We start from the raw sequence: 14,123 nt of genomic DNA on the forward strand, positions 1-14,123 counted from the left end.
GGATCCTCAGGATTTGACATGGATCTCTCGCGGGAACCTCGTCAGCGTCTCATTGCCGGTTTCGGTGACCAGGATGGTCTCGCTGATCTCGATGCCCCAGCCGTCCATCCACATGCCGAGGATGGAATGAACGACGTTGCCCGGTTCAAGCATAGTCTTGTCGCCCGGCCTGAGGCTGATCGTGTGTTCGCCCCAATCCGGCGGATAGGCGACGCCGATGGAATAGCCGATGCGCGACTCCTTCTTCAGTCCGTAGCGTTGAATGACCTTGCGCCAGGCGCCCTCTACCGCTTCGGCTGATGTTCCCGGCCTGACCGCATCGAGCACCGCGTCCATGCCTTCGATCACTGCTTTGGCCGTATCCGAGACATTTGTCGGCGTTTTGCCGAGTTGCAGGGTTCTTGCCAGCCCGGCGGCATAGCGGCGGCAGACCCCGGCAAGCTCCAGGGCAATCGTCTCGTTTTCCCCGAACCGCCTGTCGCTCCACATGATGTGCGGTGCGGAAGCATTTTCGCCGCCGAGAATTGTCGGCGGCAGCGCGGTGATGTCGCCCGCGAAGTCCGGGCTGCCGGCGATCTGCGCAGCCTGGATGGCGGCGATGGCATCGCACTCGCGAACGCCCGGCGCGATCACTTCGAAGGCCCGTGTGACCGCCGCCTCCGCCAAGGTCGAGGCCTTGCGCAAATAGGCGATCTCGGGCGCCGATTTGACCGCGCGGATCCAGTTCACCAGCAGATCGGCATCATGCCATTTTGCGTTGGGAAGTCCGGCGACGAGCCGGGCGTGCCCTTTCGGCGAGAAATAGTAGGCTTCGAGTTCGATGCCGATGTGTCTGATACCCCAGCCCTTCGCGACGATCCAATTCGCGATCCAGTCCATGGGATGGCGGTCGACGCGCTGGACGTGGTCTTCCGGGAAGCCAACCACGTTTTCCGGCTTCATCCAGGCCGTCAGAAGACCGCCGGCCGCATCCATGGCGCGCCCGATCCAGACCGGCTCGACGTCTTCGACCGGAACGAGCACCACCTGCGGCGTATAGAATGACCAGCCATCATAGCCGGTGATGTAATGCTGGTTGGCAACGTCGTTGACAACAAGGAGCTCGAGACCGCGCCTGGCCATCTCGGTGCGGATCTTGCGCAGCCGCTGCTGGTACTCGTCGCGGGCAAACGGCAATTCAATCATCTTTGCTCCATGCTTTGTCGGATCAACGGTCGCGGGGTTCGCCCACCTTTGAAACGGTTTCGACATGGCGGCAATCAGCCAGGGCGGTGCGTAAGCAGGTCCTGAACCGAATACGCCCTCCGCGGCCTTCTTTTGGAAAAACTCCGCTATCAATTTATTTTTGAATTCCATTTGACTGAATAAATAAGCGGTGCCAAGTTACCCTCTCGAAGGGGTGCACGTCATGGCACTGCGGGGGACCAATCAGGAGTTCGGGCGGCCGTACAACCGGCGCATCGTGCTTGAGTCCATCCGCCTTCATGGACCGATCGCCCGCGGCGAGATCGCCCGGCGCGTCGGACTGACCGTCCAGACGGTATCGACCATCGTTCGCGAACTGGAAGATCAGGGCTACATCCTGTCGCTGCGCGAAGAGCCGAAGGGGCGCGGCCTGCCCCCGGCGACCCTGCGCATCAACCCCGAGGGCGGCTATGCCGTCGGCGTCCACATCACCCCGCTCGGCATCAGTGCCGCCTTGATCAATCTGAGCGGCGACGTGATCGAGAGTAACCATCGCGAAGCTCCGAACGCGGCGCCGGACCATGCCTTCGACCTGATCGGGGCGATGGTGATCGAATTGACCAGGCTGCGGGCTGGCGGACGGGTGCTGGGCGTCGGCCTGGCCCTGCCCGGACCGTTCGGCGTCGAATCCATGAGTTTTGTCGGCCCGACCACCATGACCGGCTGGAAGGATGTGGCGCTGCGCGAGCGGCTGGCGGCATCGACCGGATTGCCGGCCTTCTTTGAAACCGACATGGCGGCAGCGGCCATGGGCGAGCGCCTCTACGGCCTCGGCGCCCAGTTTTCCGAATACTACTATCTCTATTTTGGCGTCGGCCTTGGCGGTGTCATGGTTCATGACGGCGGCGCCTTGCGCGGTGCCTGGGGAAATGCCGGCGAGATCGGACACATTCCCGTCGTTCCCGGCGGCGAGGCTTGCCCGTGCGGCAACAGCGGCTGCCTCGAAAGATACCTCTCACTCGAGGCGCTCCGGCGCTGGAACGGCAGCGAAGCCGACTGGGTGGCCGAAGTCGGCCCGATCTTCCACAATGCCGTCGCCATCATCGAGAACCTCTTCGACCCGGAGACGGTCATCCTCGGCGGGCTGGCATCCACCGATCTGCTCGAACGGCTGGCTGGTTCGGCCAGAGGCCTGCACAACTCCGTTTCCGCACGGAAGGACCGCACGACACCTCGAATCATCGTCGCGCGCGGCGGGCAACATTCGGTGTTGCGCGGCGCCGCCGCCCTTGCGGTTTCCGGGGTGCTGTCGCCCCGCTTCGGGCAGATGTTCGCCGCCGAACGCGAGCGCGAGCGCGACCTTCTCAAAGGCAAGGAGATTGCGGCATGAACGAACCCCTGCTGGTGCTCGACAACGTCACCAAGAACTATGGCGCGATCGAAGCGCTCAAGGGGATCAGCTTCTCGATCGGCAAGGGCGAGGTCGTGGCGCTGCTGGGCGACAACGGCGCCGGCAAATCGACACTGGTCAAGATCATCGCTGGCGGACTGGAGCCGACCTCGGGCCGCATGCTGTTCGAGGGCAAGGACTTTCTTGCCCGATCGCCCGCCGAGGCCAAGGCGGCGGGCATAGAGACCGTCTACCAGGACCTGTCTTTGTGCACCAATGTCGACGTGGTCGCCAATTTCTTCATGGGCCGCGAGATCACCAGGAAGGTTTTCGGCATTCCCGTGCTCGACGAGCGCGCCATGGAAGCCGTCGTCGAAAAGGCGCTGGCCAGTGCCGGCACCCGCATTCCCTCGCTGCGCACCAATGTCGAGCATCTTTCGGGCGGCCAGCGGCAGGCCATCGAGCTCAACCGGTTCGTGCACTGGGGCGGCAAGCTGGTGCTGCTCGACGAACCGTTCGCAGCGCTTGGCGTCGAACAGACACGGCGCGGCCTCGACATGATCCGCCAGGTGGCGAACCAGGGCATCGGCGTCGTCATCATCACCCATATCATGCAGCAGGCCTTCCAGGTCGCCGACCGGATCGTGGTGATCCGGCAAGGCGTCGTGGCCGGCGATGTCGCACGCAACAAAACAAGTCCCGATGCGGTGATCAACATGATCACCGGTGAAACGCTTGCCGGTGCCGGACCGACAGGCTGAGGGACAAAAGAGGGGTCCGGCTTAAGAGGAGCGAACGACATGAAGCGAATACTTCTTGCTGTCTTCGGTATCCTTGCACTGGCCTTTGCCACGCTCACGCCGGCATTCGCCCAGTCCAAGGGTATCGTCTACTATATGGTACCGACCCTGCTGGATGAGTTCCAGACCGGCTCGGTGAGCGCGCTGGAACTGTTCCTGAAGCAGACCGGCTACGAGATGAAGACGCTGAACGCCGACAACAAGACCGACGCCCAGCAATCACAAATGAACGACGTCATCGCGCTGAAACCGGCGGCCATCATCCTGGCGGCGGTCGACTTCAATGCGCTGAAACCATCCATCGAAGCCGCTCGCGCGGCCGGCATCCCGGTGGTCGAGTTCGACCGCCAGATCACGTCGACGCCATCCGACTTCACCTCTGTCGCCGGAACGGTCGAGATCGGCTACGTCGCCGCCGACCAGGCCGAGAAGCTGCTGAAAGCGAAGAACGGCTCGGTGAAGGGCAAGGTGCTGCAGGTGCTCGGCGACCCGGGCGATCCCTATACGCTCGACATCCAGAAGGGCTTTGAGGAGAAGATGAAGGCGTTTCCGGACGTCAAGATCATCTCGCTTCCCGCCATGCAGTGGGAGGCCAGCAATGCCGGCACCATCGTTGCCGACCAGATGCTGGCGAACCCCGACATCGACCTGATCTTCAGCCATGCCGCCCACCTCTCGGTCGCTGCCGTCGCCTCGCTCGAGGCCGCCGGCAAGAAGCCGGGCGACGTCATGCTGATGAGCTCGAACGGCGCTCCGGTCGGCCTCGACCTGATCCGCAAGGGCTGGCTCAACGTCGAAGTCGAGCAGCCGCTCTACGCGCAGGCCGCGGCTGTCGCCATGTTCATGGACAAGATCGCCAAGAAGGAAGAGATCAAGCCCGGCGAATACGACGTGCTCGGCCTGAAATCGACCGTGACCAAGGAAGCCTGGGGCCCGAACATCAAGATCCCAGGCGCCGCCATCACCAAGGAAAATGTCGACAATCCGGCCTTCTGGGGCAACCAGAAGCCGCCGACGGACACCGTCAAATCAGTCGAATAGTCACGTCGCAGAAAACGCTCCGGGCCATCTCGGCCCGGAGCCAATTCTCCAATTCCAACCCGCGCATGATCTCTCGAAAAATCGAGTTTGGATCACGCGCCAGCCGGATCAGCCCATGAACCCCCGCACACGCCGCGCCCTGGAGTTCGTCCTCGACAACCTCGTCTGGTTCATGCTGCTGTTCGTGCTCGTGGTCTTCTCCATCTTCGTCCCGAACTATTTTCAACTTGGCATCTTCGCCAACATCATCGAGGCCTCCAGCGTGCTGGGCGTCATGTCGATCGGCCTGGCGCTGGTGATCATCGCCGGTCACATGGACCTGTCGGTCGAATCGGTGGCGGCGCTCAGCGCCATGGCGGTCGGCATCCTGTTCTGCTCGTCCGGAATAGGGCTTGGCGTTCAGTTGTATCCGGAATGGCTGATGGTTCCGGTGTCGCTGCTGCTGGCGCTGGCCGTCGGCGGCCTCATCGGCGCCTTCAACGGCTATCTGGTGGTCAAGGTGAAGATGAGCGCCTTCATCATCACGCTGGCGTCCTACATCTGGGTGCGCGGCCTCGTGCTGGTCATTTCGGGCGGCCGCTCGGCGCAGGACCTGGCGCCGGCCATCCGCTGGTTCGGCATCCAGCGCCTTATCGGTCTGCCGCTCACCGCCTGGATCGCGGTTGGCTGTTTCGTCGTCTTTTCGCTGATCATGGCCAAGACGCCGTTCGGCCGGCATCTCGTCATGATCGGCGGCAACGAGACGGCAACCTTCCGCGCCGGCATAAGGGTGAACCGCAATCTCATCATCGCTTTCGTTCTCGCCGGCTCAATCGCCGGCCTCGCCGGCTGGCTGCTGGCGATCCGCACCTCGGGTGCCACCGCCAATCTCGGCGTCGGCCTTTTGTTCAACGCCTTCGCCGCCGTCGTCATCGGTGGCGTCAGCCTCAAAGGCGGCGTCGGCACCCTGCCCGGCGTCTATGCCGGCGTCCTGCTGCTCTCGGCCATCAACACGGCGATCAACCTGATGGGCCTGCCGGCCAATTTCACCCAGGTGATCCACGGTCTGCTGGTGCTGGCCGCCGTGCTGCTCGACGCTTTCAAGCAAACCATCCGCCAAAGGCTCGCATGACAGGACGGCTCGCATGACCGGACGACTGAAAGACAAGGTAGCGCTGATCGTCGGCAGCGCCCGCGGCATCGGCAAGGGCATCGCGCTACGCTTCGCCGAAGAGGGTGCAAGGCTGGTGCTCGCCGACACGGAGGTCGAGGCCGGGCAAGCGACCGCGGACGAAATGGGCGTCCCCTTCATCCGCACCGACATCTCGCAAATGAGCGATGCCGAGGCCGCCGTGGCGCTCGCGCTCAAGCTCCATGGCCGCCTCGACATCATCGTCCAGAATGCCGGCATCTATCCCTGGCAGTTGATCGAGAACACCAGCGCCGACGACTGGGACCGTGTCATGGCGGTCAATCTGCGCGGCACCTTCAATGCCAGCCGCGCGGCCCTGGTGCCGATGAAGGCGCAAGGTTTTGGCCGCATGCTCTACACCTCCTCCATCACCGGCCCGCATGTCACCAGCCCCGGCCATGGCCACTATTCGGCCAGCAAGGCCGGCATCAACGGCTTCATCCGTGCCGCGGCGCTGGAATTCTCCGGTTACGGCATCACCGTCAACGGTGTCGAGCCCGGCAACATCCTCACCGAGGCCATCGAGATGCATCGGGGCGCGGCCTATATCAAGAACATGGAGGACTCGATCCCACTCGGCCGCCTCGGCAGCCCGCGCGACGTGGCCAACGCCTTCCTGTTCCTCGCCTCCGACGATGCCAGCTACATCACCGGCACGACCATAATCGTCGACGGCGGCCAGCTGCTGCCGGAAGGCAACGACTTCCGGCTCCTGCCGCCTTGACCGTTGCAGGGATGGCGACGGACCGCTGAGTCTCCTGACGAGGAGCGAGAATGAGAGCCGTAGTTCAAGCGACAGATTCATCGCCCACGCATTAGTTGCCAACATTCCCCCACAAGTTGCAGCGGAACAACTTCGCGTCTCAAAGGTTGTTCACCAAGTGCTGATCAAGGGGGATGTTTGCCAATGGCCAACGACATCAGAACCAGCCGGCGGAGGGCGGTTTCCACCACTCTCCGGCCGAGATCGTGGCACATTGCTGGCCGAGGGTTATCCCGAAGCCGCCGAGCTGTTGAACTCCAAAAACATCCATGCCGACCTGCGCCGGGTTTGTGAGGCAGCGGCTGATGGATAGCCAGGCACTCCATACCGTGGGCTTCGCCATTGACGCGGCCGTGGGATGGATTGTGTGACTGGAATGGTGGGCGATGACGGGCTCGAACCGCCGACATCTTCGGTGTAAACTTTTTACCCCCTTCTGAAAGGCGCAGCGCGCTGGGAATAGAGCCCTTCGTAAAAGGGCGTTTTCGGCACCATGTTCATCCTGTGTTCTTCATTGCAGGTTCAGGCGTGCCAGAGGGAACTTCGTAAATTCCCAATTCCAAAGCACTGGCGGCCTTGCGGAGGTGCATTGGGCTGTACCTCGCATACACGCGGTACGTAATTGCGATGTTGCTGTGCCCTAGATATTGACTGATCTCAGGGATAGGAACGCCCGCCTCTGCCATCCAAACAGCGGCGGTGTGCCTGAAGACATGCGGTGAGACATCCTGAAGCCCGGCCTTCGTCGCGGCCGTTTCGATGGCCTTCTTTACCGACTTGATGCGGTCGCCGGCCCATTCCACCACATGGTCACTCAGGGCGCCTTTTCTGGCCTCCTGTAGCGCGACAAGGAGCGTGTTGTTGATCGGCGGGTTTGCTCGCCCTTTCTGGTTCTGTGTGTTGTCCGGATCGGTGAGGTAGATCACGCGCCGCTGGAGGTCGACACGATCCCAAGTCAGTTCCAGAAGGGCCGATATGCGCGCCGCCGTGCCAAGCATGAGATGAATGACCAATTTGACATGTGGCAGCGTGGCGGCGGCTAGGATGCGCTTTGCCTCGTCTCGCGTGAGGTACCTGTCTTTAGGCGCCGGCTTCTTTGGGCGTTCGATCTCCGGCGCAAAACCGATGAGCCGTTTCTTAAGGGCCCATACGAGCACCGTCCGCAGGTGGCCCAACTCGGTGTGTATGGCACCATCGGAACGGCCCAGCTTGCGCCGTGCAGCGGTGTAGGCGTCGCATTCGGCCTTGGTGATGTCCTCGCCGTCCCTATGCCCGAAGTGCGGCAGGATGGCTTTGCCTGTGAAGCTCATGGTCGTGGCGATGGACTTCGCCGCCTTATCCAGCCGGTACGCTTCCCATAGGTCCGCGACCTTGCGGCCTTGCGGCCTGGTTAGCTCCGCATAGACGGCCGGCGCAAGGCGTTGAGCCTCGCGCGGGTCACTGGTGCCGAGGGAATGGCGGTGACGTTTTCCGTCCCTGTAGAAGGCAATGGCGAGACCACCCCTAAGCCGTGTGATGCTCCAGTCCGACATTCGTAAGCCTCCACATCCTCACCTCTGATTCGCAGCAACTTACCTCCCAATTTGAATGAAGGTAAATCGCCCGCGGCGATCAGGTTGCGGACATGGCGCTCTGAGCAAAGCCAGAGATCGGCAACCATCTTCGGGGTCATAGCGCGAGGAAGGGTCATTGCCGCCCCCCGCTGGCCTTAGTTCTTAGCCACTGGTCGAGCTCGGAACGGAAGGCGACATACCGGTCCGAGGGCCGGTAAATCGGGCAACGGGGATCATTCGCCAGTTCGTAAACGAGGCTTTCAGAGCAGCCGAGGTACTGAGCTATCCGCCGCGCGGTCCATATCTTGTCGTCCCTCATGCCGCGCTGCCTCCAGGCCTCGAGCTTGGTCGTTGCCTGGCAATCTCGGCGCGGACGGCGTTCCAGAATTCCTCCGACAGGCGTTGCCTCTCGATCGGAAGAATCCCCAGTTGGCTAAAGCGGTCCTGAAGATCGTCGTCGACTTGAATGGCATATGCATCAGCCTGCTTCGAACTACGATGACCCAACCATCTTTGAGCCGTTTCGCGAATCTTTCCGAGCTGCTTTCCAGGCGGAAAGGTTATCAGCCGGCAAGTCGGGGTCCACTCGAAGAGAGGAAGGTTTTTGTACCGGTCGATCATCCAACCCTCCTTTTTTCGATCGCAAAATCATCGGCCTCAAGATTGCTACTATCCAAGGGCGGCTTTCGACCGGAGGGAGAAAGTTCTTTGGCCTCGCAGAGGCCCCCGCCCGTAGCGCCGACGGCAGCGACTAGCGAAGCGACGTCGCTCCTCTCTTCCTCTACTTCTCTAGACTCTGAACTCTGGTATGCATTTGCATCAAACTCTGTTTGATTTTGCTCTCTTTTTTCCCAACGTTGTTCAGCATTTTTGCTGCGCTTATCGCTCACATTTTTGCGGTGATCGATTTCGGATTGAACCAGGTCTGACCACAGCCCCCCGTCGTCGCTCCGGATGATTCGACCGTCATTTAGGAAGATGCCAATCGTGCGCGCGAAGGTGCGCGAGTTACATCCGCAAAGGCGCGCCAAGCGCGAATGATCTTCTGCGATTGGCTCGCCGCGCTGGTGCATGTGGGCAATGAGATTGATCAGGATGCCAGATTCCGTAGCCTTAAGGTCCCGCGTCCATGCGATCCAGTCGGCCACAAAGAAACGCAACCAAGGTGCCGACCGCCGCGCGCTCATGCAGTGCGCACCATCCGCGCATGCGCGTTGAGCAGCCGTTCGGCCGTCTCTGCCATGTCTCGGGCCTTGTCGATCTCTGCGGGCCTTGGCGACAGCCCACATCCCTCCTGCGCAGCTTCCCGCTGCCGTAGGAGCGCGTCAAGTCTGGCGCGGGCTCCGTCAGCTTGAATGAACAACCGTGCGAGCTCGTCGGCGTTGTCCATCACGCGGCCTCCGCGTCTCGCTCGGCAATGCGAGCGTTGATCCACGCATCAATTTCCGAGTCGACGAAGCCTTTCCGTTTGGGCGTGATTTGGATGGTGCGAGGGAATTTGCGGTCCTGCATCAATTGCAAGATGGTCGACCGGCAAATCCCGACACGTTTGCAGGTTTCTTTGATGGAGAGAATTTGCATTGTTTGCTGCCCATTGTTGTGCAGCCGGGTATAAACAGCGCAGAAATCGATCTGTCCACAACCCCCCGGAATCTTAGCTGTTTACGGAATTTCGAGTAGCCTCCGAGGCTTCAATGTTTTCAGGCTTTATCTGCAGGTTGATTAAATCTCTGTAATATACGCTGTACGAGCAAATAAAAAGCCGCCCCGGAGGGCGGCCTGAATTCTTGGGCCGGGTAGGCAGGGGTTCAATTTCCCCTTACATGCTCGCCGAACCCAACCAGCATTCCAGTCAAATCGATCATCTCGAACCGATATTCGGCACTCTGTTGACCGCAACATTCTTGTATGCGGTCTTTCAATTCCCCGTTGGCGATGGTGCCGTCCAACACCTCCCGGGCCGCTTGAAGACATGCGCGCAGTTGGCCAAAGGTGACGTTGTCGTCCTCACTCATGCGGCTGCCCTGCCCATATCATCCAACCAAGACTCCACGTACTCAATCGACAGGTCGTAGCGTTGCCCGTCGACGCAGATGTTTCGGTCGTTTTCGACAATCATGTAGTCTCCATGGTTGTCGATTGTGTCCCTTCGCCAGTTGGACTTGACGATCCGATAGCCGAGATTGGCAGCGCGGCGTTTAATGCGGGCTTCTCTGTTTTGGTCGTGCATTCGAGATTATCTCCTATTTTTGCGGTTAAGGAGCAGCCCGGCAGCGGCCGCCACGGAATATGATCAAACACCCAACTGCCTGTTGGGCGGCGCGAAGCGCGCGTGTTCGATCTCCGGTAGGGCGCCACAATTGGCATGCGTCGGGCTGCGATCAGATCGCAAGGGGTGCTGCAACTTGCAGGGGAGTGCCCGAGACGCGCGAATGCATATCAGAAAACTCTGCAAAACTCAAGGATCGACGCGCCAACCCGAAAGAGTGACGATCTGGGTACGGCCGCGAGAGCCATTAAAATTGAAGATATCCCATTGGAAGGACGGATCTCTCGCCCGCAGTAGCTTGACGGCCTCGGCAAGATGATACTCAAGCGGGTCTTGCGCTTGCCCTGCCAGGGTGACGCCGGCAGCGCCGGCGCCCGATGCTACAGCCAAAGCACCAAGTATTGAGCGGCGGGATAGTTTCGTGGTATCAAGGCAATCGGTCATTAGAAGCTCCTATCAGCTTGTGGTGACAAGTAGCGGGGAGCTTGTGTCCGCAAGCCCCCGCTGCGAACCTCAGAATCGTTGCATCGTTTGCATATTTTGTCGAGTGGAAATCAATTAATTATACACTTGTGCTATTTTATTGACTTCAGTGTTTCTCGAAATCGCTCGTCAGTTATCGTAATTTGGCGCTCCAGTTCTTTGCGCGCAAACTCTCCTGTATTGTCCCAAGTGGGATTTGAGCAAGGGGGTTTTTATGGAGCAGTTGATAGCAATTGCGACGGTGGTAATCGCCGTCGGCACGGTCAGTCTTTGGTATGTGACTTGGGCACTGGCACGGGAGACCAGAAGGATGGTCGACGCCGGTTCCAGGCCGCACATCGTTGCGACGCTGGACCCAAACCAATGGTCAATGATGCACTTCGATTTGCGAGTGGAGAACACCGGAAACGCGACGGCTTACGACATCAAATTGTCTTTCGACCCGCCGCTTGTGTCTAGCTCCCCAAGGGATCCTGCCGAGCCAGCGCCGCTCGGGACCGTGGACGTCCTCAAGCCCGGGCAAGGTCTCACCAGTTATCTCGCGGAAGCGGGCGTAGTCCTGCCAAACACTTATCGGGTCTCAATCACGTGGAAGCGCGACCCGCAGGCCGCAGTAAGAGAGACCAATTCTTACACGCTCAACATGAACACGATGGAAGGAATCAGCACCCTTGGGACTGATCCGCTGATCCAGATCTCGAATGACGTTAAAAAGTTCACTGAGAACTTTGCGAAGCTCGCAAGCGGGCACCCAAAGCTACAGGTTGATGTCTTCACTTCCGCCGACCGCCTCCATGAGCGACGGCTGATCGAGCGCCGGCGCCGCCAACGGCGTGGGCAACAGCCAGACCGCTAAGCTGGCGCCGCCCCTCATATCATAGGCCGCGCGGTGGCTTGCGGCTTAGAGAGGCGTTCACCGAGGATCCCTTGGCGGCCGCACGGGTCCCGTGGTATTCCACTGGATGAACTCGACTTCCTTGCCGGTCACTTCCCGCACGGCTTTCAGCAGCGCATGGTGCACCGCCTGAAGCGATCGATAATGATCGCAGCTGGGCGATATCAGCGGCTTGACGATGATCTTGTGCAGCGCCTCTGCCGCAGTCAGGAAGCGTTCGATCTCTTCCTGTGAGAGCTGTTTGGAAGATTTGGTCCTGGCCATTTGGCGATCTCCGTTCGTTTGAGGGTCGCCGCAACGGGAGGATTATATTCCTCGCATCGATGCCCGTGGCAAGGGCTATTCGGGCAGGCCAGGATCGTAATGCACAATCGCGTCGAGGATCGTGCGATAGAGGCTGTCCACTTCTTCGTCGATCTCGGCCCGCTTGATGCCTAGCGCCTTCGCATCAGCGATAAGCTTGTGCGTGAGTTCGTCAACGGAGATCACATCGGCCTTCGTCGTCTCGGGGACGTTGTTGGCCAGCCATCGGTCCAGGAAGTTGATTCCGCGTGTGCTCATGCCGCGATAATCTGCGCATCCATATTAGGTTCCGCTCATCTTGACGCAGGCGCCGGCTGCTACAGAATCATCGCATGGGCCAAGGCATCAAAGTCGGCGATACCGTCGCGATCACTGCAACCGTGCGCAAGCGGGTCACGGACGACCGCGTGAGTGTTCTTATCCCTTCCTACGGTCAGCCACACTCCATCGTAGACAGCACGCCGCACATAAGCAGCGGGCAGAAAATCGAGCTGACCGGCGAAGTGGTTCGCGTCGACGATGATACGGTGACGGTAGGCGGCAAGGATCTGGGCATTACGGTAAAACACAGCGCCGTGCGGCTCATCACCAGTTACGTCGCGCCGAAGCGGAAAACGCAGCTTGTCGATAAGGCTTAGCCTTGGGAATGGAATGCTTGGTGAAATGCAGGTTCGCCGCGCCGTTGCTACAGCGGTTTGTGCATCGTCATGCCGTTTGCACCAAACAAGCGACTATAAAATTCGACGGCATATCGATCAGTCATTCCTGCAATGAAATCGCATATTGTTCGACACCTATTTAACTCGTCACCATTTTTATAAACGTCGCGAAAATCTTTCGGCAGTAATCTGTCCCCGCCTTTTTCGTTTATGGCTCCGTATATTTTCTTTATTATGTCTTTCCCTCTGTATTCAACTACTTGCAGTGCAGGCGCTCTTATAACTGCTTCATAAGTGATATTTTTCAATACTTCGACAGTTACAAATGTTTTCAAGTCCAAACGAACGTTGTGGAGTTGTGGATAATCTGAATTTGACTGAACCTCAACACCTTGTATGAATGCCCCCACTAGATTCGATGTGAAAGCCGTTCTAGAGTAACCATCTTCCGCGTACTGCCTTGACCTTTGCTGCGCTTCGACAGAAAAATACATCTTCTTATATTCGTTCGAAGCTCTACGATTCTTCAGAATATCGAGTTGTTCCGTCCCAAAAGTGAACAAGTCGGAAAAGACGTCATGCAATATCTCGTGCACGTCCTTAACGCTAATGCGTGTGACCACGTCTGAGTATTGCTTGCCTAATCGCTTATTGATGGTGCTGACCACCTTTTCGTATATTGCTGGCTCTAAGGCGAATAAGTCGAGAGGACTTAAAAATCCGCTCTTAAAGACATCTTCCAGATCATAAGTTGAATACGCTATATCGTCAGCAATATCGATTATTGAACATTCAACTGTCTTGAACTTTCCCGCGAAGATTCCGCCCAATACCATCTCTTTAATTTTTTTTACGATCTCTTGATCGGCTTCATAGTAACCCTTGAGGACTTCGCCCTGTTTGTCCAATGGTCGGTCTTTGGAGCGGACTGGTATTGGGGAGTCATACTTTAATATCGACGCAAGAGATCGATAAGTCAGGTTCAACCCGCGCCTTTGATCTTGGTCATCGATGAATGCTCGAAGGTCGTTAGGCGAGTTTAACGTTACCTTTTTCTCGAGTCGCGACAGTATTCGGAAAGTCTGTGCGTTACCTTCGAACCCGCCACTATGTTCACGCATGCACTCATCAAGGGCTTCCTCGCCATTGTGACCGAACGGAGGATGCCCAAGATCATGTGCCATCCCAGCGAATTCGACGAGATCTGGAGCTAGCTTTTGGCTTGGGTCGGCAAATAGCTCGTGTGTTGCGTTCAGCCTTATCGCAATGGACTTTGCGATCTGGGCGACCTCTAGCGAATGCGTCAGCCTGTTTCTAAAAAAATCGCCTTCATGGCCGGGGAAGACCTGCGTCTTTCCCTGCAGTCTGCGAAAGCCAGAACTGTGTATGAGGCGCGCATAGTCTCGGCGCCATTCGTCCCGGTACTCTTCCGAATTTGGGGTGTTAAGTATGCGTCCGCAATCGGACTCAGAGTACAACGGACGCATACCCCCCCAGGCGCGCTATTATTTTAGCTTCTCAACGAGCCTACTGTTAGCTGACGAACGCTCTTTCAGCAATGTCCAACTTCCACTTGGGCTTTCTACTGCGGTCTGTAGGGTGCGCAGTTCA

General features: G+C 58.8%; 20 protein-coding genes. 7 read left to right on the forward strand and 13 right to left on the reverse strand.

Annotation, left to right across the window (positions count from 1 at the left end; all coding sequences use genetic code 11):
• Nucleotides 1-6: 6 nt before the first annotated feature.
• A complete protein-coding gene (locus tag ASD99_RS30125; RefSeq protein WP_057145889.1) occupies nt 7-1,185 on the reverse strand; it encodes a M24 family metallopeptidase in 1,179 nt (392 codons plus the stop codon).
• Nucleotides 1,186-1,408: 223 nt separating this feature from the next.
• Here ASD99_RS30125 and ASD99_RS30130 point away from each other — a divergent pair, with 223 nt between their 5' ends.
• The 5 genes from ASD99_RS30130 to ASD99_RS30150 all read left to right on the forward strand — a co-directional run bounded on the left by ASD99_RS30130 (nt 1,409) and on the right by ASD99_RS30150 (nt 6,311).
• Complete coding sequence (locus tag ASD99_RS30130) at nt 1,409-2,575, forward strand: ROK family transcriptional regulator (protein ID WP_057145850.1); 1,167 nt, start codon at nt 1,409-1,411, stop codon at nt 2,573-2,575.
• The gene (locus ASD99_RS30135; protein ID WP_057145851.1) at nt 2,572-3,336 is read left to right on the forward strand and encodes an ATP-binding cassette domain-containing protein; all 765 of its coding nucleotides are present in this window, start codon (nt 2,572-2,574) and stop codon (nt 3,334-3,336) included. Before ASD99_RS30130 ends, ASD99_RS30135 begins: the two co-directional genes overlap by 4 nt.
• A gap of 39 nt (nt 3,337-3,375) precedes the next feature.
• Nucleotides 3,376-4,416 carry a sugar ABC transporter substrate-binding protein gene (locus ASD99_RS30140; protein WP_057145852.1) on the forward strand — a complete coding sequence of 347 codons (1,041 nt, stop codon included), beginning with the start codon at nt 3,376-3,378 and terminating at the stop codon, nt 4,414-4,416.
• Between the two features lie 115 nt (nt 4,417-4,531).
• Nucleotides 4,532-5,527, forward strand: a complete 996-nt coding sequence (locus ASD99_RS30145; protein ID WP_057145853.1) for an ABC transporter permease — start codon at nt 4,532-4,534, stop codon at nt 5,525-5,527.
• 13 nt (nt 5,528-5,540) lie between these two features.
• Nucleotides 5,541-6,311, forward strand: coding sequence for an SDR family NAD(P)-dependent oxidoreductase (locus ASD99_RS30150; protein WP_056594244.1), 771 nt, complete (start codon nt 5,541-5,543; stop codon nt 6,309-6,311).
• Nucleotides 6,312-6,847: 536 nt separating this feature from the next.
• Here the strand turns inward: ASD99_RS30150 and ASD99_RS30160 are convergent.
• From ASD99_RS30160 to ASD99_RS33785, 9 genes are all read right to left on the reverse strand, one after another.
• Entirely contained in the window at nt 6,848-7,840 is a 993-nt protein-coding gene (locus tag ASD99_RS30160; protein WP_413813967.1) for a tyrosine-type recombinase/integrase, read from the reverse strand.
• The gene (locus ASD99_RS35565) at nt 7,741-8,040 is read right to left on the reverse strand and encodes a helix-turn-helix domain-containing protein (protein ID WP_082583460.1); all 300 of its coding nucleotides are present in this window, start codon (nt 8,038-8,040) and stop codon (nt 7,741-7,743) included. Before ASD99_RS35565 ends, ASD99_RS30160 begins: the two co-directional genes overlap by 100 nt.
• A 178-nt stretch (nt 8,041-8,218) precedes the next feature.
• Complete coding sequence (locus tag ASD99_RS35570) at nt 8,219-8,524, reverse strand: DUF6074 family protein (RefSeq protein ID WP_057145856.1); 306 nt, start codon at nt 8,522-8,524, stop codon at nt 8,219-8,221.
• On the reverse strand, nt 8,521-9,090 hold the full coding sequence (locus ASD99_RS30170; RefSeq protein ID WP_162256735.1) for a DUF1376 domain-containing protein: 570 nt from the start codon (nt 9,088-9,090) through the stop codon (nt 8,521-8,523). The genes ASD99_RS35570 and ASD99_RS30170 overlap by 4 nt, the downstream gene beginning before the upstream one ends.
• Nucleotides 9,087-9,293 carry a hypothetical protein gene (locus tag ASD99_RS34015; protein WP_057145858.1) on the reverse strand — a complete coding sequence of 69 codons (207 nt, stop codon included), beginning with the start codon at nt 9,291-9,293 and terminating at the stop codon, nt 9,087-9,089. Before ASD99_RS34015 ends, ASD99_RS30170 begins: the two co-directional genes overlap by 4 nt.
• Nucleotides 9,293-9,484, reverse strand: coding sequence for a helix-turn-helix transcriptional regulator (locus ASD99_RS30180; RefSeq protein WP_057145859.1), 192 nt, complete (start codon nt 9,482-9,484; stop codon nt 9,293-9,295). Before ASD99_RS30180 ends, ASD99_RS34015 begins: the two co-directional genes overlap by 1 nt.
• Before the next feature lie 227 nt (nt 9,485-9,711).
• Complete coding sequence (locus ASD99_RS30185) at nt 9,712-9,918, reverse strand: hypothetical protein (RefSeq protein ID WP_057145860.1); 207 nt, start codon at nt 9,916-9,918, stop codon at nt 9,712-9,714.
• Nucleotides 9,915-10,133 carry a hypothetical protein gene (locus ASD99_RS30190; protein WP_057145861.1) on the reverse strand — a complete coding sequence of 73 codons (219 nt, stop codon included), beginning with the start codon at nt 10,131-10,133 and terminating at the stop codon, nt 9,915-9,917. Before ASD99_RS30190 ends, ASD99_RS30185 begins: the two co-directional genes overlap by 4 nt.
• 228 nt (nt 10,134-10,361) lie before the next feature.
• Nucleotides 10,362-10,616 (reverse strand): hypothetical protein, encoded by a 255-nt coding sequence (locus ASD99_RS33785; RefSeq protein WP_156389111.1) that lies wholly within the window; start codon nt 10,614-10,616, stop codon nt 10,362-10,364.
• Nucleotides 10,617-10,869: 253 nt separating this feature from the next.
• On the opposite strand from ASD99_RS33785, the gene ASD99_RS30195 reads away from it, so the two are divergent.
• Nucleotides 10,870-11,511 (forward strand): hypothetical protein, encoded by a 642-nt coding sequence (locus tag ASD99_RS30195; protein WP_057145862.1) that lies wholly within the window; start codon nt 10,870-10,872, stop codon nt 11,509-11,511.
• 57 nt (nt 11,512-11,568) lie between these two features.
• Here ASD99_RS30195 and ASD99_RS30200 read toward each other — a convergent pair whose 3' ends face one another.
• Both ASD99_RS30200 and ASD99_RS30205 read right to left on the reverse strand, forming a co-directional pair.
• Entirely contained in the window at nt 11,569-11,814 is a 246-nt protein-coding gene (locus tag ASD99_RS30200; RefSeq protein ID WP_057145863.1) for a hypothetical protein, read from the reverse strand.
• Nucleotides 11,815-11,889: 75 nt separating this feature from the next.
• Nucleotides 11,890-12,111, reverse strand: coding sequence for a DUF768 domain-containing protein (locus ASD99_RS30205; protein WP_057145864.1), 222 nt, complete (start codon nt 12,109-12,111; stop codon nt 11,890-11,892).
• A gap of 74 nt (nt 12,112-12,185) precedes the next feature.
• On the opposite strand from ASD99_RS30205, the gene ASD99_RS30210 reads away from it, so the two are divergent.
• Nucleotides 12,186-12,491: a hypothetical protein gene (locus ASD99_RS30210; RefSeq protein WP_057145865.1), complete on the forward strand. Its 306-nt coding sequence runs from the start codon at nt 12,186-12,188 to the stop codon at nt 12,489-12,491.
• A gap of 47 nt (nt 12,492-12,538) precedes the next feature.
• Here ASD99_RS30210 and dgt read toward each other — a convergent pair whose 3' ends face one another.
• Nucleotides 12,539-13,999, reverse strand: a complete 1,461-nt coding sequence (gene dgt, locus ASD99_RS30215) for a dGTP triphosphohydrolase (RefSeq protein ID WP_082583462.1) — start codon at nt 13,997-13,999, stop codon at nt 12,539-12,541.
• Nucleotides 14,000-14,123: the final 124 nt, after the last annotated feature.

The organism is Mesorhizobium sp. Root695, from assembly GCF_001428185.1.
In the GTDB taxonomy this organism is placed as follows: domain Bacteria; phylum Pseudomonadota; class Alphaproteobacteria; order Rhizobiales; family Rhizobiaceae; genus Mesorhizobium.

Excerpts from the sequence above, each read along its gene's own strand:
- ASD99_RS30125 (WP_057145889.1), bottom strand. The coding sequence starts at position 1,185 with ATGATTGAATTGCCGTTTGCCCGCGACGAGTACCAGCAGCGGCTGCGC.
- ASD99_RS30130 (WP_057145850.1), top strand. The coding sequence starts at position 1,409 with ATGGCACTGCGGGGGACCAATCAGGAGTTCGGGCGGCCGTACAACCGG.
- ASD99_RS30135 (WP_057145851.1), top strand. The coding sequence starts at position 2,572 with ATGAACGAACCCCTGCTGGTGCTCGACAACGTCACCAAGAACTATGGC.
- ASD99_RS30140 (WP_057145852.1), top strand. The coding sequence starts at position 3,376 with ATGAAGCGAATACTTCTTGCTGTCTTCGGTATCCTTGCACTGGCCTTT.
- ASD99_RS30145 (WP_057145853.1), top strand. The coding sequence starts at position 4,532 with ATGAACCCCCGCACACGCCGCGCCCTGGAGTTCGTCCTCGACAACCTC.
- ASD99_RS30150 (WP_056594244.1), top strand. The coding sequence starts at position 5,541 with ATGACCGGACGACTGAAAGACAAGGTAGCGCTGATCGTCGGCAGCGCC.
- ASD99_RS35565 (WP_082583460.1), bottom strand. The coding sequence starts at position 8,040 with ATGACCCTTCCTCGCGCTATGACCCCGAAGATGGTTGCCGATCTCTGG.
- ASD99_RS35570 (WP_057145856.1), bottom strand. The coding sequence starts at position 8,524 with ATGATCGACCGGTACAAAAACCTTCCTCTCTTCGAGTGGACCCCGACT.
- ASD99_RS30170 (WP_162256735.1), bottom strand. The coding sequence starts at position 9,090 with ATGAGCGCGCGGCGGTCGGCACCTTGGTTGCGTTTCTTTGTGGCCGAC.
- ASD99_RS34015 (WP_057145858.1), bottom strand. The coding sequence starts at position 9,293 with ATGGACAACGCCGACGAGCTCGCACGGTTGTTCATTCAAGCTGACGGA.
- ASD99_RS30180 (WP_057145859.1), bottom strand. The coding sequence starts at position 9,484 with ATGCAAATTCTCTCCATCAAAGAAACCTGCAAACGTGTCGGGATTTGC.
- ASD99_RS30185 (WP_057145860.1), bottom strand. The coding sequence starts at position 9,918 with ATGAGTGAGGACGACAACGTCACCTTTGGCCAACTGCGCGCATGTCTT.
- ASD99_RS30190 (WP_057145861.1), bottom strand. The coding sequence starts at position 10,133 with ATGCACGACCAAAACAGAGAAGCCCGCATTAAACGCCGCGCTGCCAAT.
- ASD99_RS33785 (WP_156389111.1), bottom strand. The coding sequence starts at position 10,616 with ATGACCGATTGCCTTGATACCACGAAACTATCCCGCCGCTCAATACTT.
- ASD99_RS30195 (WP_057145862.1), top strand. The coding sequence starts at position 10,870 with ATGGAGCAGTTGATAGCAATTGCGACGGTGGTAATCGCCGTCGGCACG.
- ASD99_RS30200 (WP_057145863.1), bottom strand. The coding sequence starts at position 11,814 with ATGGCCAGGACCAAATCTTCCAAACAGCTCTCACAGGAAGAGATCGAA.
- ASD99_RS30205 (WP_057145864.1), bottom strand. The coding sequence starts at position 12,111 with ATGAGCACACGCGGAATCAACTTCCTGGACCGATGGCTGGCCAACAAC.
- ASD99_RS30210 (WP_057145865.1), top strand. The coding sequence starts at position 12,186 with ATGGGCCAAGGCATCAAAGTCGGCGATACCGTCGCGATCACTGCAACC.
- dgt (WP_082583462.1), bottom strand. The coding sequence starts at position 13,999 with ATGCGTCCGTTGTACTCTGAGTCCGATTGCGGACGCATACTTAACACC.